20 protein-coding genes are annotated in these 20,811 nt (G+C 64.9%); 16 read left to right on the top strand and 4 right to left on the bottom strand.

Translation table 11 applies throughout. From position 1 onward, the window contains the following. Nucleotides 1-19 precede the first annotated feature (19 nt). Both rpoS and rlmD read left to right on the top strand, forming a co-directional pair. On the top strand, nucleotides 20-1,027 hold the full coding sequence (gene rpoS, locus KF892_01675) for an RNA polymerase sigma factor RpoS (protein MBX3623693.1): 1,008 nt from the start codon (nucleotides 20-22) through the stop codon (nucleotides 1,025-1,027). Between the two features lie 39 nt (nucleotides 1,028-1,066). Continuing rightward, nucleotides 1,067-2,410: a 23S rRNA (uracil(1939)-C(5))-methyltransferase RlmD gene (rlmD, locus tag KF892_01680; protein MBX3623694.1), complete on the top strand. Its 1,344-nt coding sequence runs from the start codon at nucleotides 1,067-1,069 to the stop codon at nucleotides 2,408-2,410. A gap of 69 nt (nucleotides 2,411-2,479) precedes the next feature. Here the strand turns inward: rlmD and KF892_01685 are convergent, their stop codons facing one another. The 3 genes from KF892_01685 to bfr form a co-directional block, all read right to left on the bottom strand. After that, a complete protein-coding gene (locus KF892_01685) occupies nucleotides 2,480-3,181 on the bottom strand; it encodes a Bax inhibitor-1/YccA family protein (protein ID MBX3623695.1) in 702 nt (233 codons plus the stop codon). Nucleotides 3,182-3,313: 132 nt separating this feature from the next. Next, nucleotides 3,314-3,535 (bottom strand): (2Fe-2S)-binding protein, encoded by a 222-nt coding sequence (locus KF892_01690; protein ID MBX3623696.1) that lies wholly within the window; start codon nucleotides 3,533-3,535, stop codon nucleotides 3,314-3,316. Between the two features lie 126 nt (nucleotides 3,536-3,661). After that, the gene (gene bfr / locus KF892_01695) at nucleotides 3,662-4,141 is read right to left on the bottom strand and encodes a bacterioferritin (protein MBX3623697.1); all 480 of its coding nucleotides are present in this window, start codon (nucleotides 4,139-4,141) and stop codon (nucleotides 3,662-3,664) included. Nucleotides 4,142-4,441: 300 nt separating this feature from the next. Here bfr and carA point away from each other — a divergent pair, with 300 nt between their 5' ends. From carA to KF892_01715, 4 genes are all read left to right on the top strand, one after another. Further along, complete coding sequence (gene carA, locus KF892_01700; GenBank protein MBX3623698.1) at nucleotides 4,442-5,623, top strand: glutamine-hydrolyzing carbamoyl-phosphate synthase small subunit; 1,182 nt, start codon at nucleotides 4,442-4,444, stop codon at nucleotides 5,621-5,623. Further along, on the top strand, nucleotides 5,616-8,870 hold the full coding sequence (gene carB / locus KF892_01705; GenBank protein MBX3623699.1) for a carbamoyl-phosphate synthase large subunit: 3,255 nt from the start codon (nucleotides 5,616-5,618) through the stop codon (nucleotides 8,868-8,870). The genes carA and carB overlap by 8 nt, the downstream gene beginning before the upstream one ends. Nucleotides 8,871-8,963: 93 nt before the next feature. Then, nucleotides 8,964-9,440, top strand: coding sequence for a transcription elongation factor GreA (greA, locus tag KF892_01710; GenBank protein MBX3623700.1), 477 nt, complete (start codon nucleotides 8,964-8,966; stop codon nucleotides 9,438-9,440). A gap of 8 nt (nucleotides 9,441-9,448) precedes the next feature. Then, nucleotides 9,449-9,892, top strand: a complete 444-nt coding sequence (locus KF892_01715) for a DUF4149 domain-containing protein (GenBank protein ID MBX3623701.1) — start codon at nucleotides 9,449-9,451, stop codon at nucleotides 9,890-9,892. Nucleotides 9,893-9,897: 5 nt separating this feature from the next. On the opposite strand, the gene KF892_01720 is transcribed toward KF892_01715, so the two are convergent. After that, on the bottom strand, nucleotides 9,898-10,371 hold the full coding sequence (locus KF892_01720; GenBank protein ID MBX3623702.1) for a YhbY family RNA-binding protein: 474 nt from the start codon (nucleotides 10,369-10,371) through the stop codon (nucleotides 9,898-9,900). 42 nt (nucleotides 10,372-10,413) lie between these two features. Between KF892_01720 and KF892_01725 the strand changes: the two genes are divergently transcribed. From KF892_01725 to phoB, 10 genes are all read left to right on the top strand, one after another. Then, entirely contained in the window at nucleotides 10,414-11,097 is a 684-nt protein-coding gene (locus tag KF892_01725; protein ID MBX3623703.1) for an RlmE family RNA methyltransferase, read from the top strand. 149 nt (nucleotides 11,098-11,246) lie between these two features. Further along, nucleotides 11,247-13,130 carry an ATP-dependent zinc metalloprotease FtsH gene (gene ftsH / locus KF892_01730; protein MBX3623704.1) on the top strand — a complete coding sequence of 628 codons (1,884 nt, stop codon included), beginning with the start codon at nucleotides 11,247-11,249 and terminating at the stop codon, nucleotides 13,128-13,130. A gap of 54 nt (nucleotides 13,131-13,184) precedes the next feature. Then, entirely contained in the window at nucleotides 13,185-14,021 is an 837-nt protein-coding gene (gene folP, locus KF892_01735) for a dihydropteroate synthase (GenBank protein MBX3623705.1), read from the top strand. Nucleotides 14,022-14,091: 70 nt separating this feature from the next. Beyond that, entirely contained in the window at nucleotides 14,092-15,426 is a 1,335-nt protein-coding gene (gene glmM / locus KF892_01740) for a phosphoglucosamine mutase (protein ID MBX3623706.1), read from the top strand. Between the two features lie 131 nt (nucleotides 15,427-15,557). After that, nucleotides 15,558-16,592 carry a phosphate ABC transporter substrate-binding protein PstS gene (pstS, locus tag KF892_01745; GenBank protein MBX3623707.1) on the top strand — a complete coding sequence of 345 codons (1,035 nt, stop codon included), beginning with the start codon at nucleotides 15,558-15,560 and terminating at the stop codon, nucleotides 16,590-16,592. A 115-nt stretch (nucleotides 16,593-16,707) separates the two neighbouring features. Further along, nucleotides 16,708-17,685: a phosphate ABC transporter permease subunit PstC gene (gene pstC, locus KF892_01750; GenBank protein MBX3623708.1), complete on the top strand. Its 978-nt coding sequence runs from the start codon at nucleotides 16,708-16,710 to the stop codon at nucleotides 17,683-17,685. Beyond that, entirely contained in the window at nucleotides 17,682-18,545 is an 864-nt protein-coding gene (gene pstA, locus KF892_01755; GenBank protein MBX3623709.1) for a phosphate ABC transporter permease PstA, read from the top strand. Before pstC ends, pstA begins: the two co-directional genes overlap by 4 nt. 19 nt (nucleotides 18,546-18,564) lie before the next feature. Further along, nucleotides 18,565-19,350 (top strand): phosphate ABC transporter ATP-binding protein PstB, encoded by a 786-nt coding sequence (gene pstB / locus KF892_01760; protein ID MBX3623710.1) that lies wholly within the window; start codon nucleotides 18,565-18,567, stop codon nucleotides 19,348-19,350. 25 nt (nucleotides 19,351-19,375) lie between these two features. Beyond that, nucleotides 19,376-20,083: a phosphate signaling complex protein PhoU gene (gene phoU / locus KF892_01765; protein MBX3623711.1), complete on the top strand. Its 708-nt coding sequence runs from the start codon at nucleotides 19,376-19,378 to the stop codon at nucleotides 20,081-20,083. A gap of 13 nt (nucleotides 20,084-20,096) precedes the next feature. Next, a complete protein-coding gene (gene phoB / locus KF892_01770) occupies nucleotides 20,097-20,798 on the top strand; it encodes a phosphate regulon transcriptional regulator PhoB (protein ID MBX3623712.1) in 702 nt (233 codons plus the stop codon). Nucleotides 20,799-20,811: the final 13 nt, after the last annotated feature.

The following is a 20,811-nucleotide window of genomic DNA, read 5'->3' on the forward strand; positions in this document are numbered from 1 at the left end:
GGACCTGCACACGCGCACCATGAGCAAGAAGCGCCACACGGGGAACGGGTCTGCGATCGAGCATCCGACGGTGGGCGGCGCGCCGCCCACGCTGCAGTCGGTGCTGCAGACGAGCGTTGACGATCTTGAGGCCGACGAGCCGGCGCCGGCTGCGGCCGTCGAGATCACGGCGGGCGAGGGCGAGGTCGGCAACACCTTGCAGGCCTACCTGCGAGAGATCCGCCGGGCGCCGCTCTTCACGCCGCAAGAGGAGTTCGAGACCGCGGTGCGCGCCCGAGCGGGCGACTTCGCAGCACGCCAGCAGATGATCGAGCGCAACCTGCGTCTGGTCGTGAGCATCGCGAAGAACTACCTTGGCCGCGGCCTGCCGATGACCGATCTCATCGAAGAGGGCAACCTCGGCTTGATGCATGCCATCGGCAAGTTCGAGCCGGAGCGCGGGTTCCGTTTCTCGACCTACTCGTCGTGGTGGATCCGTCAGAGCATCGAGCGCGCGATCATGCACCAGGCCCGCCTCGTGCGGCTGCCAGTGCACGTGGTGCGCGAACTCAACCAGGTGCTCAAGGCTCGCCGCGCGCTCGAAGCCGCCACGGCGCATGCCGATGGCGAACAGCAGGTGCGGGTCGAAGACATCGCGCTGCGCATCGGCCGGCCGGTGCAGGAAGTGGCCGAACTCCTGAAGTTCGCCGAAACCCCCACCTCGCTCGATGTGCCGCTCGACCGCGATGGGACCGAGTCGATGCTCGACAGCGTGGCCGACGACGGGGCGAGCGATCCGGTCAACCTGACGCTGCACAACGAGGTCGAGTTGTTGCTTCAACATGGCCTTCAGGAGCTGAGCGAGCGGGAACGCGAGGTGCTGGCGGGCCGCTATGGCTTGCACGACCGCGAGCCGGAGACGCTGGAGGTGCTGGCCGAACGCCTGGGCCTCACGCGGGAGCGCATCCGCCAGATCCAGCAGGAGGCGCTGGTCAAGCTCAAGCGTCGCATGACGCGCAGTGGCGTCAGCCGCGATTCGCTGTTCTGAGCGCTCGGTGCGCTCCGCCGGGCTGAGACAATCGGCCCCATGACAGCAGCAGACGAATGGCTCAAGGTCGAGTCCCTCGACCTCGAAGCGCAAGGCGTGGCGCACAACGCCGAAGGCAAGGTGGTCTTCATCGATGGCGCCTTGCCCGGCGAAGAAGTGCGGGTCAGCGTGCAGCGCCGCAAGAACAACTGGGAGCAGGCGACGGTGGTCGACCTGCGCCGAGAGAGTTCGCAACGGGTGACGCCCGGGTGCCGGCATTTCGGCACCTGCGGGGGCTGCAAGATGCAGCACTTCCATGTGGGCGCTCAGGTCGCGACCAAACAACGGGCCCTCGAAGACGCGCTCTGGCACCTCGGCAAGGTGAAGGCCGAGCGGGTGCTGCGGCCCATCGAGGGGCCGTCCTGGGGCTACCGCTACCGCGCGCGCCTGTCGGTGCGCCACGTGGTGAAGAAGGGCAAGGTGCTGGTGGGCTTCCACGAGCGCAAGTCGAGCTACGTGGCCGACATGGACAGCTGCGAGGTGCTGCCGCCGCATCTGAGCGCGCTGCTGATGCCCTTGCGCGATCTCGTCGCCGGGATGGACCAGCGCGATCGCCTGCCCCAGATCGAAGTGGCGGTGGGCGACGAGGTGACGGCGCTCGTGTTGCGCCACCTGGAGCCTTTGACTGAAGGCGACCTGCAACGCCTGCGCGACTTCGGCGCGCGACATGCCATCCAGTGGTGGCTTCAGCCGAAGGGGCCCGATACGGTGCACCGGCTGGACGACACCGGCCCGCGTCTTGCCTACACGCTGCCCGAGTTCGGCATCACCATGCCGTTCAAGCCGACCGACTTCACCCAAGTCAACCACCAGATCAACCAAGTGCTGGTGGGGCAGGCGCTGATGCGGCTTGGGGCGCAGGCGCACGAGCGGGTGATCGACTGGTTCTGCGGGCTGGGCAATTTCACCTTGCCGATTGCGACGCAAGCGCGCGAGGTGCTCGGCATCGAGGGCAGCGAAGCGCTCGTGGCGCGCTCGCGCGACAACGCGGTGGTGAACGGGCTGGCAGGCAAGACAGAGTTCGTGGCGCGCAATCTCTTCGAGATCACCCCGCAGGAGCTTGCGAGCTATGGGCATGCCGACAAATGGCTGGTTGACCCGCCGCGAGAAGGCGCCTTCGCCCTCGCCAAGGCGCTGGCCGACCTGGCGGCTGACCCTGCATTGGCACCCGACTACCGGGCGCCTTCACGCATCGTCTACGTGAGCTGCAACCCGGCCACGCTCGCGCGTGACGCCGGCTTGCTGGTGCATCAGGCCGGCTACCGCTGCGTCGCGGCCGGCGCGGTCAACATGTTCCCGCACACCGCACACGTGGAGAGCATGGCCGTCTTCGAAAAGAGCTGAGTACAAAAGAGAAGGGGGCCCAAAGGGCCCCCGCCTTCCGTCATGCCGATAGGCGTGCTTCGATAGGCGTCAATCGCGCTCGCCGCCGAAGATGCCGAGCAGGTTGAGCAGGTGCACGAACACGTTGTACACGTCCAGGTAGATGGCGAGCGTCGCCGTCACGTAATTCGTTTCGCCGCCGTCGACGATGCGCTTGAGGTCGTACAGCATGTAGACCGAGAAGATCACGACCGCCAGCACGGAGATCGTCATCATCAGCGCCGGCATCTGCAGCCAGATGTTGGCCACGCTGGCGACGATCAGGCCGATGACGCCCACGAAGAGCCACTTGCCGAGGCCCGAGATGTCGCGCTTCATCGTGCTGGCCAGGGTGGCCATGCCGAAGAAGACGAGAGCAGTGCCACCGAAGGCCATCGTGATCAGCTGGCTGCCGTTGCGGAAGTTGCCGAGCACGGCGCCGATCATGCGCGACAGCATCAGGCCCATGAAGAAGGTGAAGGCGAGCAGCAGGATGACGCCCAGGCCCGAGTTCTTGGTCTTCTCGATGGCGAAGAAGAAGCCAAACGCCACGCCCATGAACACCATGAAGCCGATGAACGGGTTGGCGGCAAACCAGCTGAAGCCCATCTGGAGGCCGACCCAGGAGCCCAGCACAGTGGGCACGAGCGAAAGCGCGAGCAGCCAGTAGGTGTTGCGCAGGACGCGGTTGCGCTGCTCAACGGACGGGACCGCATCGGTGAAACCGTAGGCGGCCTGCAGGTTGTCGTTCATGGAACCTCCTTGAAGAAGACGATCGAGTTTTGGGCAACGGGCTTGAGACCCGGACGCCAAAATTCTAGTTCCCGCCGACGACCGGCAGCATTCACGAAAACGTGCACGCAGGGGCACGTGCCGGCCTGCAGGTCAAGCCGCGACGGCGATGGGAATGTGGAGGCTTGCGATCCCGTGCTGCTTGGGCGCAGCCGAGCGGGCGGCTTCGAAGACGCTGCGCGCGCAATCGGTGCAGCGGCCGCAGCACGAGGCCACGCCGCTGTCCATCTGGAGTTCGTCGAAGCTTGCACACCCGTTGTGGGCATGGCGCTCGATGTCGCGGTCGGAAACTCGCTGGCAGACGCAAACAATCATGTCGATCCCTCGGAGCCCAGACTTCAGGCTGACAGATCGGACTATAAATAAGAATGATTCGCAATTCAAGAACACCCAGTCCCCCCATTCGGGGATTTGTGGGCGCTCTCGGCGGGAACGGGGTCGTCAGGAGGCGATTTCGCCCATCTGCGACTGCTGGTAGTTCTGCAGCCCGACCTTGTCGACCAGCTCGATCTGGGTTTCGAGGAAGTCGATGTGCTCCTCGGTGTCGTCGAGGATGGACTGCAGCAGGTCGCGCGAGACGTAGTCGCGCACCGATTCGCAGTGGGCGATGCCGTCCTTGATGGTGGCCTGGGCGGCCTGCTCCAGCCTCAGGTCGCACTGCAGGACTTCGACCGTGTCTTCGCCGATCAGCAACTTGCCGAGGTCTTGGAGGTTGGGCAGGCCGTCGAGCGTGAGGATGCGGTCCATGAGCTTGTCGGCATGCTTCATCTCGCCGATGGATTCGGCGTATTCCTTCGCAGCCAGCTTGTCGAGGCCCCAGTGCTTGAAGATCCTGTAGTGCAGGAAATACTGGTTGATCGCGGTGAGCTCATTCTTCAACTGCGCGTTGAGGAACTCGATGACCTTGGCATCGCCCTTCATGGTCGTGTCCTTTTTGTTGGCATGGAGAAGCCGTGATTATGGGAGGCCGGCCCGTGTGTGCAGCATCTCACTACGTTGCGGGCGGGCTCTTTGAGAGAGATGCGTTCTCGTCCGCATTCACACCCGATCAGGGGGCGAGGAAGCTGCGCGCTCGGCTACAATTCGAAGGTTTACCCGCAAACCCCACCGCCCAGCGAAGCCTCTCGCTGTTCACGCGAAAACTCCATCGGTTTTCTCACCGTTCATGCTCGTAGAGCAGAGCTGGGCGCGCACAAAACGGAGAATCGTGTGCCCCCGCCATTGCTGCCCACTCAAGCCCAGGCTCTTCTTGCACTTGCGGATGGAACGGTTTTCAAGGGTGTGTCGATCGGCGCTGCCGGCCACACCGTCGGTGAAGTGGTGTTCAACACCTCTTTGACCGGCTACCAGGAAATCCTGACCGACCCGAGCTACTGCCGCCAGATCGTCACGCTCACGTATCCGCACATCGGCAACTACGGTGTCAACACCGAAGACGTCGAAGCCACCAAAGTGCATGCGGCCGGTCTCGTCATCAAAGACCTGCCGATCGTCGACTCCAACTTCCGCAAGACGACCGACCTGTCGAGCTACCTCAAGGCAGAAGGCACCGTCGCCATTGCCCACATCGACACGCGCCGCCTGACCCGCGTGCTGCGCACCACCGGCGCGCAAAACGGCTGCATCTTCACGCTGCCGCTCGGTGAGGCGCTGACGCCTGCCCACACCGACAAGGCGATTGCACTCGCACGCTCGGCTCCTTCGATGAGCGGGCTCGACTTGGCCAAGGTGGTGAGCCAGACCGAGGTGAGCGACTGGACCGAAACCGAGTGGACGCTCGAAGGCGGCTACGGCAAGGTGCAATCGCCGCGCTTCCATGTGGTGGCCTACGACTTCGGCGTGAAGCGCAATATCATGCGTATGCTGGCCAGCCGCGGCTGCAAGGTCACGGTCGTGCCGGCGCAAACACCCGCGGCCGAGGTGCTCAAGCACAAGCCCGATGGCATCTTCCTGAGCAACGGCCCCGGCGACCCCGAGCCCTGCGACTACGCCATCAAGGCCACGCGCGAGCTGATCGACACCGGCATCCCGACCTTCGGCATCTGCCTCGGCCACCAGATCATGGCGCTGGCCTCGGGCGCCAAGACCTTCAAGATGAAGTTCGGCCATCACGGCGCGAACCATCCGGTGAAGGACCTCGACAACGGCCGCGTCAGCATCACAAGCCAGAACCACGGCTTCGCGGTCGACGAGAAGACGCTGCCCGCCAACCTGCGCGCCACGCACGTGAGCCTTTTCGACGGCACGCTGCAAGGCCTGGCCCGCACCGACAAACCCGCTTTCTGTTTCCAGGGCCATCCCGAGGCCTCACCCGGACCGCATGACATTGGCTACTTGTTCGACCGCTTCACCGCGCTGATGGCCGAAAGCCAAGAGAAGAGCCAGGAGAAGAAGAATGCCTAAGCGCCAAGACCTCAAATCCATCCTCATCATCGGCGCCGGCCCGATCATCATCGGCCAGGCCTGCGAGTTCGACTATTCCGGCGCCCAGGCCTGTAAGGCGTTGCGCGAAGAGGGCTACAAGGTCATCCTCGTCAACAGCAACCCGGCGACGATCATGACCGACCCGGAGATGGCCGATGTGACCTACATCGAGCCCATCACCTGGCAGGTGGTCGAGAAGATCATCGCCAAGGAGCGGCCCGACGCGATCCTGCCGACGATGGGCGGCCAGACCGCGCTCAACTGCGCGCTCGACCTGCACAAGAACGGCGTGCTCGACAAGTACAAGGTCGAGATGATCGGCGCCAACGAGAAGGCGATCGAGAAGGCCGAAGACCGCCTCAAGTTCAAGGACGCGATGACCGGCATCGGCCTGCATTCGGCCAAGAGCGGCATCGCCCACTCCATGGAAGAGGCGTTGGCGGTGCAGAAGCGCATCACGCAGGAGATCGGTGGCAACGGCTTCCCGATGGTGATCCGCCCTAGCTTCACGCTCGGTGGCACGGGTGGCGGCATCGCCTACAACCCGGAAGAGTTCGAAGAGATCTGCAAGCGCGGCCTCGACCTCTCGCCTACGAAAGAGCTGCTGATCGAAGAGAGCTTGATCGGCTGGAAGGAATACGAGATGGAAGTCGTGCGCGACCGCGCCGACAACTGCATCATCGTGTGCTCCATCGAGAACCTCGACCCGATGGGCATCCACACCGGTGACTCCATCACCGTCGCGCCCGCCCAGACGCTAACCGACAAGGAATACCAGCTGCTGCGCAACGCCTCGATCGCGATCCTGCGCGAGATCGGCGTCGACACCGGGGGCTCCAACGTGCAGTTCTCGATCAACCCCGAGAACGGCCGCATGGTCGTGATCGAGATGAACCCGCGTGTGAGCCGCTCCTCGGCGCTCGCCTCGAAGGCCACGGGCTTCCCAATCGCCAAGGTGGCGGCCAAGCTCGCGGTGGGCTACACGCTCGACGAGCTGAAGAACGACATCACCGGCGGCGCCACGCCGGCATCGTTCGAGCCCAGCATCGACTACGTCGTCACGAAGATCCCGCGTTTCGCGTTCGAGAAATTCCCGGCCGCCGATTCGCACCTCACCACGCAGATGAAGTCGGTGGGCGAAGTGATGGCGATGGGCCGCACTTTCCAGGAAAGCTTCCAGAAGGCGTTGCGCGGTCTCGAGACCGGCATCGACGGCCTGACCGAGCGCAGCACCGATCGTGACGAGATCATCGAAGAGATCGGCGAGCCCGGGCCTGAGCGCATCCTTTACGTGGGCGATGCCTTCCGCATCGGCATGACCCTCAAGGAAGTGTTCGAAGAAACCGCCATCGACCCGTGGTTCCTGGCGCAGATCGAGCAACTGATCCAGATCGAGAAGTCGCTTGCCGGCCGCGCACTCGAGGGCCTCAGCGCCGACGAACTGCGTTACCTCAAGCAGAAGGGCTTCTCCGACAAGCGCCTCGCCAAGCTGCTCGGCACGAACCAACACGCGGTGCGCGAAGCCCGCTGGGCCCAAAACGTGCGCCCGGTCTACAAGCGCGTCGACACCTGCGCGGCCGAGTTCGCCACGCAGACGGCCTACATGTACTCCGCGTATGACGAGGAGTGTGAAGCCGAGCCGACCAACAAGAAGAAGATCATGGTGTTGGGCGGTGGCCCGAACCGCATCGGCCAGGGCATCGAGTTCGACTACTGCTGCGTCCACGCCGCACTCGCGATGCGCGAAGACGGCTACGAGACCATCATGGTCAACTGCAACCCCGAGACCGTGTCGACCGACTACGACACCTCGGATCGCCTGTATTTCGAGCCGGTGACGCTGGAAGACGTGCTCGAGATCGTCGACAAGGAAAAGCCGCTCGGCGTGATCGTGCAGTACGGCGGCCAGACGCCGCTGAAGCTGGCACTCGACCTCGAACGCGCTGGCGTGCCCATCGTCGGCACCACGCCCGACAGCATCGACATCGCCGAAGACCGCGAGCGCTTCCAGAAGCTGCTGCACGAGCTCGGCCTGAAGCAGCCGCCCAACCGCACTGCCCGTACCGAAGAGCAGGCGCTGCAGCTGGCACAAGAGATCGGCTACCCGCTGGTGGTGCGCCCGAGCTATGTGCTGGGTGGCCGCGCGATGGAAATCGTGCACGGCGACAAGGACCTCGAACGCTACATGCGCGAAGCCGTCAAGGTGAGCGAGAAGTCGCCGGTGCTGCTCGACCGCTTCCTCGACGACGCGATCGAAGTCGACGTCGACTGCATCAGTGACGGCACCGAATGCATGATCGGCGGCATCATGGAACACGTCGAGCAGGCGGGCATCCACTCGGGCGACTCGGCCTGCTCGCTGCCGCCGTATTCGCTGCCGAAGGCACTGCAAGACGAGTTGCGCCGCCAGACCATTGCGATGGCCAAGGCACTGAAGGTCAAGGGCCTGATGAACGTGCAGTTCGCCATCCAGGGCGAAGGTGCGGACGCCATCGTCTACGTGCTCGAAGTGAACCCGCGTGCCTCGCGCACCGTGCCTTTCGTGTCGAAGGCCACCGGCCAGCCGCTGGCCAAGATCGCGGCACGCTGCATGGTGGGCCAGAAGCTGGCCGACCAGAAGGACAAGCAGGGCCGCGTGCCGGTTGAAGTGATCCCGCCGTACTTCTCGGTCAAGGAAGCGGTGTTCCCGTTCAACAAGTTCCCGGGTGTCGACCCGATCCTCGGCCCGGAGATGCGGTCGACGGGCGAGGTGATGGGCGCAGGTCGCAGCTTCGGCGAGGCCATGCTCAAGAGCCAGCTCGGTGCCGGCTCGCGCCTGCCGGATCGTGGCACGGTCTGCATTACGGTGAAGAACAGCGACAAGGCTCGTGCAGTGGCTGTGGCGCGTGATCTCGTGAAGCTCGGCTTCCAGGTGATCGCGACCAAGGGCACGGCGGCGGCCATCGCCGAAGGTGGCGTGCCGGTGAAGGTCGTCAACAAGGTCAAGGACGGACGCCCCCACATCGTCGACATGGTCAAGGGCGGTGAGATCCAGCTGGTGTTCACCACGGTAGACGAGACGCGCACGGCAATTGCTGATTCGCGTCACATCCGCCAGGCGGCGCTGGCCAATCGCGTCACCTACTACACCAGCATGGCGGGTTGCGAAGCTGCGGTCGAGGGCATGAAGCACCAGGACGATCTGGTGGTGCTATCCCTGCAGGAACTGCACGCGGAACTGCACTAGACTTTCCCGATCACTGATCGTTAATCGGCCGCCGCCGAAGCTCCCGCAAGGGGCCGGGCGGCGGTTCTCTTTTGAATTGCAAGGTTTCTATTCATGGCCACCATTCCCATCACCACCCGCGGCGCGCAACTGCTGAAAGAAGAGCTGCACCGCCTGAAGACCGTGGAGCGCCATGCCGTGGTGCAGGCGATCGCCGAAGCGCGTGCGCAGGGAGACCTGTCGGAAAACGCCGAGTACGAAGCGGCAAAGGACAAGCAGGGCTTCATAGAAGGCCGCATCCAGGAGATCGAGGGCAAGCTCGCCGCGGCGCAGATCATCGACCCCAGCTCGCTGAACGCGGGCGGCAAAGTGGTGTTCGGCGCGACAGTCGATCTGGAAGAAGAGGCCACGGGCGCCGCCGTCACGTACCAGATCGTCGGTGATGACGAGGCCGACCTGAAGCAAGGGCGCATCTCCATCAGCTCGCCCATCGCACGCGCGCTCATCGGCAAGGACGTCGGCGCCGTGGCCGACGTGCAGGCACCGGGTGGCGTGAAGAGCTACGAGATCGTCGACGTCCGCTACATCTGAGCGTGCGCGTGGACCCGCGGCGACTGGCTGCCGTCACGGCAGCGCTTTGGGCAGGGCTCATCCTGGGCATCGGCCTGATCGCCGCGCCGGCGGCGTTCGCCATCCTGCAGCGGAGCGTGGCCGGGGCGGTCGCCGGCCGCATGTTCACCCACGAGGCCTACGCCGGCCTGGCGTTTTCAGCGCTGCTGCTGTGGGCGGTCCGCCGGGTTTCGCGCGAGGACGCGGAAGCGGGCCAAGGCTCGCAGCTCAGCCTGCCGTTCGTGCTGGTGTTGATCGCACTCTTTTGCACGGTCTTCGGGCATTTCGGCGTGCAACCCATGATGGCGGCGGCGCGTGCAGGCGAGGGTGTGTTGTCGTTCGGCGCCCTGCATGCGATTTCGACGGCGCTCTTTGGCTTGAAAGGGCTGGCGCTCGTCGCGCTGGCGTGGCGGCTGGCGAAGCCTGCCGCCTGAGCCGATCAGTCGGCGACCGTGCGCTTGATGCTGGTCTGACGCTTGCGGGCCCGCTTGATCTCGCCGCCCGCCGCGACACGTTCATTGCCCAGCACCTTGACTTTCTTGATCTGCGGGCGGTTGTTGCCGCTCTTGGAGAACTTGATGATCTTCACGACCTTGGGGCCGGCGCCCCGGTCTTCGCGCTCGGCTTTCTCTTTCGGGGGCACCGGGCGCCAGAGGATCAGCAGCTTGCCGATGTGCTGGATGGGCGCGGCGCCCAGCTGGTCGCACAGCGTGGCGAACATTGCTTCGCGGGCGTCGCGCTCGTCGGAGAAGACCCGCACCTTGATCAGGCCGTGGGCCTTCAACGCGGCATCGGTTTCCTTGATGACCGCCTGGGTGAGGCCTTCGCCGCCGATGCGGACGACGGGTTCCAGGTGGTGGGCTTGGGCGCGGATTTCCTTGCGCTGCGCGGGGCGAAGTTCGATGGCGGGCATGTGCCTATTATCGGTGCCACGGTGCGCAGCTCCGACATTCAGATGAAAACGAACACGAAAAGCAAGAAGGTCAACAAGGCGTGGCTGCACGACCATGTGACCGACCCGTATGTCACGCTGGCGCAGAAAGAGGGTTACCGGGCACGTGCCGCCTACAAGCTGAAGGAAATCGACGAAACCCTGCACCTGATCAAGCCCGGCCAACTGGTGGTGGACCTGGGTGCGACGCCCGGGGCGTGGAGCCAATACGTCCGCCGCAAGTTCGCGGCCGGTGGCGCGGCGCCCGGTTTGCTGCATGGAACGATCATTGCGCTCGACATCCTGGGCTTCGAGCCGATCGAAGGCGTTCACTTCATCCAGGGTGACTTCCGGGAAGAGTCGGTGCTGGCACAACTCGAGGCCTTGGTCGCCGGTCGCCCGGTGGACGTGGTTGTGTCCGACATGGCGCCCAATCTCTCGGGCATCGCCAGCACCGATGCGGCGCGCATCCAGCATCTGGTCGAACTGGCGGTCGATTTCACCCAGCACCACCTGAAGCCACAGGGTGCGCTGGTGGCGAAGGTCTTTCACGGCGGCGGTTACAACGAACTGGTCACCCTGTTCAAAAAGACATTCCGCGTGGTCAAAGCCATTAAACCCAAGGCGTCGCGCGACAGGTCGGCTGAAACCTTTCTGGTCGGAATCGGTCTCAAGACCGGCGGTGTGGCGACCGATAAACCCGCGTGAACAAATACCGGGCTACCGACGGATACACCTCGGTGAAACGGGGGCGAGATCAAGCAGCTCAAATACTTGACTGAACTAGAATCCGCCCCATATGCCGTGGATGCGGGCCCCTTGGCCTGTGCGGAAGTTTTGATTGCAAAGGAGCCGCGGTGAACAACCAATGGTTTTCGAAGGTTGCTGTTTGGCTGGTGATTGCCCTCGTGCTGTTCACCGTGTTCAAGCAGTTCGACAAGCCCCGCGTCGCCGAAAGCGTGACTTACACGCAGTTCATGGACGATGCCAAGGCCGGCAAGGTCAAGCGGGTTGAAGTCCAGGGCCGCAATCTCAAGGTCACCCCCAACGACGGCACCGCCTACACCATCGCGTCGCCTGGCGACATCTGGATGGTCGGCGACCTGATGAAGTACGGCGTGCAGGTGTCCGGCAAGGCCGACGAAGAGCCCTCGATCCTGATGAGCATCCTGGTCTCCTGGGGCCCGATGCTGCTGCTGATCGCCGTGTGGATCTACTTCATGCGGCAGATGCAGGGCGGTGGCAAGGGCGGTGCCTTCAGCTTCGGCAAATCGAAGGCCCGCATGCTCGACGAGGCCAACAACTCCACCACCTTCGCCGACGTCGCAGGCTGCGACGAAGCCAAGGAAGAGGTCAAGGAACTCGTCGACTTCCTGAAAGACCCGCAGAAGTTCCAGAAGCTCGGCGGCCGCATTCCGCGCGGCGTGCTGCTGGTCGGCCCTCCCGGCACCGGCAAGACGCTGTTGGCCAAGGCCATCGCCGGCGAAGCCAAGGTGCCGTTCTTCAGCATCTCGGGTTCCGACTTCGTTGAAATGTTCGTCGGTGTCGGTGCCGCCCGCGTGCGCGACATGTTCGAGCAAGCCAAGAAGAGCGCGCCCTGCATCATCTTCGTCGACGAAATCGACGCCGTCGGCCGCCACCGTGGTGCTGGCCTGGGCGGCGGCAACGACGAGCGCGAGCAGACGCTCAACCAGATGCTCGTCGAGATGGACGGCTTCGAGACCAACCTCGGCGTGATCGTGATGGCGGCCACCAACCGGCCCGACATCCTCGACCCCGCGCTGCTGCGCCCCGGCCGCTTCGACCGCCAGGTCTACGTGACGCTGCCAGACGTGCGTGGCCGCGAGCAGATCCTCAACGTGCACATGCGCAAGGTGCCCGTCGGCCAGGACATCCGTGCCGACATCCTCGCGCGCGGTACGCCGGGCTTCAGTGGCGCCGATCTGGCCAACCTGGTCAACGAAGCGGCCCTCTTCGCCGCGCGCCGCAACGGCCGTGTGGTCGAGATGGTCGACTTCGAGAAGGCCAAGGACAAGATCATGATGGGCCCCGAGCGGAAGTCCATGGTCATGCCCGAGGAAGAGCGCAAGAACACCGCGTACCACGAGGCCGGCCACGCGCTGGTGGCGCGCCTGATGCCCAAGACCGACCCGGTGCACAAGGTGACCGTGATCCCGCGCGGCCGTGCGCTGGGCGTCACGATGCAGCTGCCCGAAGGCGACCGCTACAGCCTGGACAAGGAGCGCATGCTCTCAACCATCAGCGTGCTCTTCGGTGGCCGCATCGCCGAAGAAGTGTTCATGAACCAGATGACCACCGGCGCCAGCAACGACTTCGAGCGAGCCACCCAGATCGCCCGCGACATGGTCACGCGCTATGGCATGAGCGAGGCGATGGGCCCAATGGTCTATGCCGAGAACGAGGGTGAAGTCTTCCTCGGCCGCTCGGTCACCAAGACGACCAACGTCTCGGAAGAGACCATGCAGAAGGTCGACCTGGAAGTGCGTCGCATCATCGACGAGCAGTACTCGGTGGCCCGCAAGCTGATCGAGAGCAACCAGGACAAGATGCACGTCATGGCCAAGGCGCTGCTCGAATGGGAAACCATCGACACCGAGCAGATCGACGACATCATGAACGGCCGCCCGCCACGTCCGCCGAAGGACTGGACGGCTTCCTCGGGCAAGTCGGGTGGCAACACGCCGCCGGTCAACCCCGACGGCGCACCGGCCGCCGCCTGAGCGTCCACCGGAACACATCACACAACGGGGCTGCGGCCCCGTTTTCATTGGCCGATGCACACCACCTGGCAGACCACCCGCTTTCGGATCGACCTGAGTCGCCCGAAGGTCATGGGCATCGTCAACATCACGCCCGATTCGTTCTCGGACGGCGGGCGCCACGGCACGGCGCAGGCCGCGATCGCCCACTGCGAGCAGTTGCTGAAGGACGGGGCCGACCTCCTCGATCTCGGAGCCGAGTCGAGTCGCCCCGGAGCCGACGCATTGCCGCTCGAAGAAGAACAAGCCCGACTGCTGCCGGTGCTGCGCGAGGCCGTGAAGCTGGGCGTGCCGGTCTCCGTCGACACCTACAAGCCCGAGACCATGCGCGCCGCGCTCGAGCTGGGCGCCGACATCGTCAACGACATCTACGCCCTGCGCTGGCCGGGTGCGGTGGAGGCGGTCGCTGCGCACCCGACCTGCGGCGTGTGCCTGATGCACATGCAGGGCGAGCCGGCCTCGATGCAACAGCGGCCGATCTACGGTGACGTGCTGGAAGAAGTGAGCCGCTTTCTGCGAGACCGGGCCGCGGCGCTCCAACAAGCGGGCGTGCAGCACGACCGCGTCACGCTCGACCCCGGCATCGGCTTCGGCAAGACCGTCGAGCACAACGTGGCCTTGCTGGCGCGCCAGCGCGAGCTGCTGCAGCTCGGCTACCCGCTGCTGCTCGGCTGGTCACGCAAGAGCAGCCTGGGAGCGCTCACGGGCCGCCCGGTCGAGCAGCGGCAGGCGGCCAGCATCGCGGCGGCCTTGGCCGCGGCGCAGCATGGCGCCAAGGTGCTGCGCGTGCACGACGTGGCCGCCACCGTCGACGCCCTCAAGGTGGGGGAAGCGGCTGGCCTGCTCCCTTGAGCGCCCAGGCCCCTGCTGCACAATCCCGGGGCACGGCAGCACGCCTCGACAGGCACCTCGACACCACAACATGAGCAGAACCTATTTCGGCACCGACGGCATTCGCGGCACGGTGGGGCAATCGCCCATCACCCCTGATTTCATGCTGCGCCTCGGCCACGCGGTCGGCCGGGTGCTGAAAGGGCAGGGCGGCCGGCCCACGGTGCTCATCGGCAAGGACACCCGCATCTCCGGCTACATGATCGAGTCGGCGCTGGAGGCGGGCTTCGCCTCGGCGGGCGTCGACGTGCTGCTGACCGGCCCGCTACCCACCCCGGGCGTGGCCTACCTGACCCGCGCCCTGCGCCTCGACCTCGGCGTCGTCATCAGCGCCTCGCACAACCCCTACGGCGACAACGGCATCAAGTTCTTCTCCGCCCACGGCCAGAAGCTGCCCGACGAGTGGGAGCGGGCGGTGGAAGCGATGCTCGACGAGACGCCGCATTGGGTCGATTCCTCGCAGCTCGGCAAGGCCCGCCGTATCGACGACGCCCGTGGCCGCTACGTCGAGTTCTGCAAGAGCACCTTCGGCAACGACCTCTCGCTCAAGGGCCTGAAGGTCGTGGTCGACGCCGCGCACGGTGCGGCCTACCAGATCGCGCCCGAGGTGTTCCACGAGCTGGGCGCCGAAGTCGTGGGCATCGGCTGCAGCCCCGACGGCATGAACATCAACGACGGTTTCGGCGCCACCGCGCCCGAGGCACTCGTGAAGGCCGTGAAGGAACACGGTGCCGACTACGGCGTGGCGCTCGACGGTGACGCCGACCGGCTGCAGCTGGTTGACGCCGGTGGCCGCCTCTACAACGGCGATGAGCTGCTGTACGTGATGGTGATCGACCGACTGGCCCAGGGCCAGCGTGTCACCGGGGCCGTCGGCACGCTCATGACCAACATGGCGGTCGAGGTGGCCCTCAAGGCGCAAGACATCGAATTCGTGCGCGCCAAGGTGGGCGACCGCTACGTGCTCGAAGAGCTGGCCAGCCGCGACTGGTTGCTGGGAGGGGAAGGCTCCGGCCACCTGCTGGCGCTCGACAAGCACACCACCGGCGACGGCATCGTGAGCGCCTTGCAGGTGCTGCAGGCGGTGATGCGCAGCGGCCGGTCGCTGGCCGAGCTGTTGGCGCCGGTCACGCTTTTCCCCCAGGTGCTGATCAACGTGCGCCTCAAACCGGGGCAAGACTGGAAGGCCACCGCCGGCCTCGCCGATTTGCAGGCGCAGGTCCAGCGGGAGTTGGGCACCGACGGCCGGCTTCTCATTCGCCCCTCGGGTACCGAGCCGCTGGTGCGAGTGATGGTCGAAGCGCGTGACGCGGCCCAGGCCAAATCGTGCGCCGAGCGCCTCGCCAACCTGCTCAAAGCCGGCTGACACACGGTTTTTGACAGTTCAGCGACCGATTTGTGACGCCTTTTCGGTCGCTTGCTGGATGTCACATCGCTGTCATCTGCGACTTCTACAGTGCCGGCAGTTCCCTGTCAGCCCTCTGGAAAGGCGCAACCATGACCCACTCGATCGTTCGACTCGCAACCACCGCCGGCCTCTCGCTTCTGGCCGCCGCGGCTTCCGCACAAGACGTGACCGGCGCCGGCGCCACGTTCCCCGCTCCGCTGTATGCCAAGTGGGCCGATGCCTACAACAAGGCGACGGGCGTTCGCATCAACTATCAGTCGGTCGGCTCGGGTGCCGGCCTGAAGCAGATCGGCAGCAAGACGGTCGATTTCGGCGCGTCCGACATGCCGCTCAAGGACGAGGCCCTGCAGAAGGACGGCCTGCTCCAGTTCCCGACCGTGATCGGTGGCGTGGTGCCGGTCGTCAACATCGCAGGCATCAAGCCTGGCCAGATCAAGCTCACCGGCCAGGTGCTGGGTGACATCTACCTCGGCAAGATCACCAAGTGGAACGACGCCGCGCTGGTGGCGCTGAACCAGGGTGTGCCGCTGCCGGACGCCGCCATCTCCGTGGTGCGCCGCGCCGACGGCTCGGGCACGAGTTTCATCTTCACGAACTACCTGTCCAAGGTGAACGCTGAATGGCAGGCCAAGGTGGGTGAGGGCACCGCCGTCAACTGGCCCACCGGCGCGGGTGGCAAGGGCAACGAAGGCGTGGCCGCGTTCGTCAACCGCCTGCCGAATTCCATCGGCTACGTCGAGTACGCCTACGTCAAGCAGAACAAGATGACGTACACGCTGTTGAAGAACAAGGACGGCAACTTCGTCGCCCCCGACGACCTCAACTTCAAGGCCGCCGCGGCCGGCGCCGACTGGGCCAAGAGCTTCTACCAGGTGCTGACCGAACAGCCGGGCAAGGATGCCTGGCCGCTCACGGGCGCGACTTTCATCATGATGCACAAGCAGCAAGACAAGCCCGCCCAGGCCGCCGCAGCGCTCAAGTTCTTCGACTGGGCCTACGCCAACGGCGACAAGGCTGCCGCTGAGCTGGAATACGTGGCGCTGCCGGATTCGGTGAAGGCCCTCGTCCGCAAGCAGTGGGCGCAGATCAAGGACGCGGGCGGCAAGCAGGTCGCTGGCCTCTGATCGCCCGAAGCCCATAAAAAGTGCGCGGCGCAGGCCCTGGGAAGGGCTGCGCCGCTCTCAAGACGGAGGGACCGTGGCCGCTACACTCCCCGCATCTCACTACGAACAGGACAAGATGGACCGCTCCGATCCCATGGGGCGACCGCCGTCGCGCCGGCGGGTCATGCCCTGGGCCGACACCGTGTTCTCGGTGCTCGCACATGGCGCCGCCATCCTCACCCTGCTGCTGCTGGCCGGCATCATCCTGTCGCTGTTGATGGGGGCCCTGCCGGCCATCAAGGAGTACGGCCTCGGCTTCCTGCTGAGCAGCGACTGGGACCCGGTGCAAGACAAGTACGGCGGCCTGGTCATGATCTACGGCACGCTGATGACGTCGTTCATCGCGCTCGTGATCGCAGTGCCGGTGAGCTTCGGCATCGCACTCTTCCTCACTGAACTCTCACCCGGCTGGCTGCGCCGCCCGCTGGGCACGGCCATCGAGCTCCTGGCCGCGGTGCCCTCGATCGTCTATGGCATGTGGGGCCTGCTGGTGTTCAGCCCGGTGCTCTCGACCTACGTGCAGCAGCCGCTGCAAGCGCTCTTCGGCAACACGCCGGTGCTCAAGAGCCTGGTGTCCGGTGCCCCGGTGGGCATCGGCATCCTGTCGGCAGGGATCATCCTCGCCATCATGATCATTCCCTTCATCGCCTCGGTGATGCGCGACGTGTTCGAGGTCACGCCGGCGATGCTGAAGGAGTCGGCCTACGGGCTCGGTGCCACCACCTGGGAAGTGGTGTTCAAGGTGGTGCTGCCGTACACCAAGACGGGCGTCATCGGCGGCATCATGCTAGGCCTGGGCCGCGCGCTCGGCGAGACGATGGCCGTCACCTTCGTGATCGGCAACGCTAACCAGCTCAACGGCCCCTCGCTCTTCGAGGCGGCCAACAGCATCACCTCGGTGCTGGCCAACGAGTTCGCCGAAGCGGGCGAGGGCCTGCACCAGGCCTCGCTGCTGTACCTGGCGCTGGTGCTGTTCTTCATCACCTTCGTGGTGTTGTCGCTGTCGAAGCTGCTGCTCGCGCAGCTCAAGAAGAGCGAAGGAGCGCGCACATGAGCACGGCGATTTCTGCGGCCAAGCTGGCCAAGCACCGGGGCCGCAAACGCGTCAATGCCGTAGCGTTGACGCTGTCGATGGCGGCGATGGCATTCGGCCTCTTCTGGCTCGTATGGATCCTGATCGAGACCGTGCGCCTCGGCTTCGGCGGCCTGGCGTGGTCGGTGTTCACTGAGATGACGCCCGCGCCGCAGGCGGAGACGGGAGGGCTGGCCAACGCGCTCATGGGCTCGCTGATGATGGTGATGCTCGCCACGCTCGTGGGCACGCCGATCGGTGTGATGGCCGGTGTGTATCTCGCCGAATATGGCCAGAAGACCTGGCTCGGCAGCGTCACGCGCTTCATCAACGACATCCTCCTGTCGGCGCCCTCGATCGTGATCGGCCTCTTCATCTACGCGGTGGTCGTGGCACGCATGAAGAGCTACTCGGGCTATGCCGGTGTGCTGGCGCTGGCCTTGATCGTGATCCCGGTCGTGATCCGCACCACCGAGAACATGCTGGCGTTGATCCCGAATGCGCTGCGCGAGGCGGCCTACGCCCTCGGCACACCGAAGTGGAAGGTGATTTCGAGCGTCACGCTGAAAGCCGCACGGGCCGGCGTGATGACCGGCGTGCTGCTCGCTTTCGCGCGCATCGCGGGCGAGACGGCGCCGCTGCTCTTCACGGCCTTGTCCAACCAGTTCTGGTCGACCAACCTCGGGGCACCGATGGCCAATCTGCCGGTGACCATCTTCAAGTTTGCGATGAGCCCGTATGAGAACTGGCAGAAGCTGGCCTGGGCAGGCGTGTTCCTGATCACGTTGGGCGTGCTGGCGCTCAACATCCTGGCGCGGGTCTTCTTCCGCAACAAACACTGAATTCGAAAGCGGGTCTCACATGGACACCAAAGTCGATGGCCTCGTGACCGAAAAGCCCAAGCTCTCGGTCCGCGATCTCAACTTCTACTACGGCGCCTTCCACGCGCTCAAGCGCATCAACCTCGACATTCCCGAGAAGAAGGTCACCGCCTTCATCGGGCCGTCGGGATGCGGCAAGTCGACGCTCTTGCGCACCTTCAACCGCATGTACGAGCTCTACCCCGAGCAGCGCGCAGAGGGCGAGATCGTGATCGACGGCGAGAACATCCTCAATTCCAAGCACGACGTGTCGCTGATCCGCGCCAAGATCGGCATGGTCTTCCAGAAGCCCACGCCGTTCCCAATGTCGATCTACGACAACATCGCCTTCGGCGTGCGCCTGTTCGAGAACCTGCCGCGTGTCGAGATGGACGAGCGCGTGGAATGGGCGCTCAAGAAGGCGGCACTGTGGAATGAAGTGCGCGACAAGCTCGACCAGAGCGGCTCGGGCCTCTCGGGCGGCCAGCAGCAGCGCTTGTGCATCGCACGCGGCATCGCGATCAAGCCCGAGGTGCTGCTGCTCGACGAGCCCTGCTCGGCGCTCGACCCGATCTCCACCGGCAAGATCGAAGAGCTGATCCACGAGTTGAAGAGTGACTACACCGTCGTGATCGTCACCCACAACATGCAGCAGGCGGCGCGTTGCTCCGACTACACCGCCTACATGTACCTGGGCGACCTGATCGAGTTCGGGCCGACGTCTGAGCTCTTCATGAAGCCGAAGAAAAAAGACACCGAGGACTACATCACCGGCCGTTTCGGCTGATGATTCACAAGGCGAGGACGCAGCGATGAGCGAAAAACATCTCTCGACCCAGTTCGACAGCGAACTCAGTGGCATCTCGACCCGCGTGCTCGAAATGGGCGGGCTGGTCGAGTCGCAGGTGGCGCAGGCGGTCTATGCGCTCACGAACTTCAGCGGCGAGGTCGCCACCGACGTGCTGCGCAACGAAGAGCGGGTCAACACGATGGAGGTCGAGATCGACCGCGATCTGTCGACCATCATCGCGCGGCGCCAGCCGACGGCGCGCGACCTGCGCCTCTTGATTGCCATCTCGAAGACGATCGCCAACCTCGAGCGCGTGGGCGACGAGGCGGCGCGTGTGGCGCGCACGGTGCAGCGCCTGATCAACACAGGTGTGTCGAGCCGCCTGCGCCTGCCGGTCAACGACCTGGCCTACGAGGCCGAGCTGGCCATCGCCCAGCTGCGCAAGGCACTCGATGCGTTTGCCCGGCTCGACACCGTCAAGGCGGTGGAGGTGCTCAAGCAAGACGACCAGATCGATCAGGAGTTCGATGGCCTGATGCGCAAGCTCATCACCTACATGATGGAAGACCCACGCACCATCTCGGCCAGCATCGACCTCGTCTTCGTGGCCAAGGCCATCGAGCGCGTGGGCGACCACGCGAAGAACCTGGCCGAGGTCATCATCTACATCGTGAAGGGCACCGACGTGCGGCATAACTCGGTCGAGGCCGTGGAGTCGATGGTCAAGTGATGGGAGCACAAGCATGAGCCAGGTTCTGGTGGTGGAAGACGAGTCGGCGATTGCCGAACTCATGTCGATCAACCTGCGCCACGCAGGCTATGAAGTCGTGATCGCCGCCACGGCCGACGAAGCGCAGCAGCAGGTCGACCGCGTGTTGCCTGATCTGGTGGTGCTCGACTGGATGCTGCCAGGCCAGTCGGGCCTGCAGCTCGCCAAACGCTGGCGCTCGCAGCCGCGCACGCGCGACCTGCCGATCATCATGCTGACGGCGCGCGCCGAAGAGGCCGACAAGATCTCGGGGCTCGATGCCGGCGCCGACGACTACCTCACCAAGCCGTTCTCGACGCACGAGCTGATGGCGCGCATTCGCGCGGTGCTGCGCCGCAAGGCCCCCGAAGCGCTCGATTCGGCGGTGGAGATCGGCCTGCTGAAGCTCGACCCGGCCACGCGCCGCGTGTCGCGCGAGGGCCAGGAGGTGCGCCTCGGGCCAACGGAATTCCGCCTGCTGCATTTCTTCATGACGCACCCCGAGCGTGTGCACAGCCGCTCGCAGCTGCTCGACCGCGTGTGGGGTGACCACGTCTTCATCGAAGAGCGCACGGTCGACGTGCACGTGAAGCGCCTGCGCGAAGCCCTCACACCGGTGCAGTGCGCACACATGATCGAGACCGTGCGCGGTGCCGGCTACCGGCTCACGCAACAGGTGCAGACGCTGTCTGCCTGAAGCACCGGGGATC

Source organism: Rhizobacter sp. (assembly GCA_019635355.1).
In the GTDB taxonomy this organism is placed as follows: Bacteria; Pseudomonadota; Gammaproteobacteria; order Burkholderiales; family Burkholderiaceae_C; genus Rhizobacter.

Excerpts from the sequence above, each read along its gene's own strand:
- phoU (MBX3623711.1), top strand. The coding sequence starts at position 19,376 with ATGAGCGAAAAACATCTCTCGACCCAGTTCGACAGCGAACTCAGTGGC.
- pstA (MBX3623709.1), top strand. The coding sequence starts at position 17,682 with ATGAGCACGGCGATTTCTGCGGCCAAGCTGGCCAAGCACCGGGGCCGC.
- carB (MBX3623699.1), top strand. The coding sequence starts at position 5,616 with ATGCCTAAGCGCCAAGACCTCAAATCCATCCTCATCATCGGCGCCGGC.
- KF892_01725 (MBX3623703.1), top strand. The coding sequence starts at position 10,414 with ATGAAAACGAACACGAAAAGCAAGAAGGTCAACAAGGCGTGGCTGCAC.
- bfr (MBX3623697.1), bottom strand. The coding sequence starts at position 4,141 with ATGAAGGGCGATGCCAAGGTCATCGAGTTCCTCAACGCGCAGTTGAAG.
- rlmD (MBX3623694.1), top strand. The coding sequence starts at position 1,067 with ATGACAGCAGCAGACGAATGGCTCAAGGTCGAGTCCCTCGACCTCGAA.
- KF892_01720 (MBX3623702.1), bottom strand. The coding sequence starts at position 10,371 with ATGCCCGCCATCGAACTTCGCCCCGCGCAGCGCAAGGAAATCCGCGCC.
- phoB (MBX3623712.1), top strand. The coding sequence starts at position 20,097 with ATGAGCCAGGTTCTGGTGGTGGAAGACGAGTCGGCGATTGCCGAACTC.
- greA (MBX3623700.1), top strand. The coding sequence starts at position 8,964 with ATGGCCACCATTCCCATCACCACCCGCGGCGCGCAACTGCTGAAAGAA.
- glmM (MBX3623706.1), top strand. The coding sequence starts at position 14,092 with ATGAGCAGAACCTATTTCGGCACCGACGGCATTCGCGGCACGGTGGGG.
- pstC (MBX3623708.1), top strand. The coding sequence starts at position 16,708 with ATGGACCGCTCCGATCCCATGGGGCGACCGCCGTCGCGCCGGCGGGTC.
- pstS (MBX3623707.1), top strand. The coding sequence starts at position 15,558 with ATGACCCACTCGATCGTTCGACTCGCAACCACCGCCGGCCTCTCGCTT.
- pstB (MBX3623710.1), top strand. The coding sequence starts at position 18,565 with ATGGACACCAAAGTCGATGGCCTCGTGACCGAAAAGCCCAAGCTCTCG.
- folP (MBX3623705.1), top strand. The coding sequence starts at position 13,185 with ATGCACACCACCTGGCAGACCACCCGCTTTCGGATCGACCTGAGTCGC.
- rpoS (MBX3623693.1), top strand. The coding sequence starts at position 20 with ATGAGCAAGAAGCGCCACACGGGGAACGGGTCTGCGATCGAGCATCCG.
- KF892_01690 (MBX3623696.1), bottom strand. The coding sequence starts at position 3,535 with ATGATTGTTTGCGTCTGCCAGCGAGTTTCCGACCGCGACATCGAGCGC.
- KF892_01685 (MBX3623695.1), bottom strand. The coding sequence starts at position 3,181 with ATGAACGACAACCTGCAGGCCGCCTACGGTTTCACCGATGCGGTCCCG.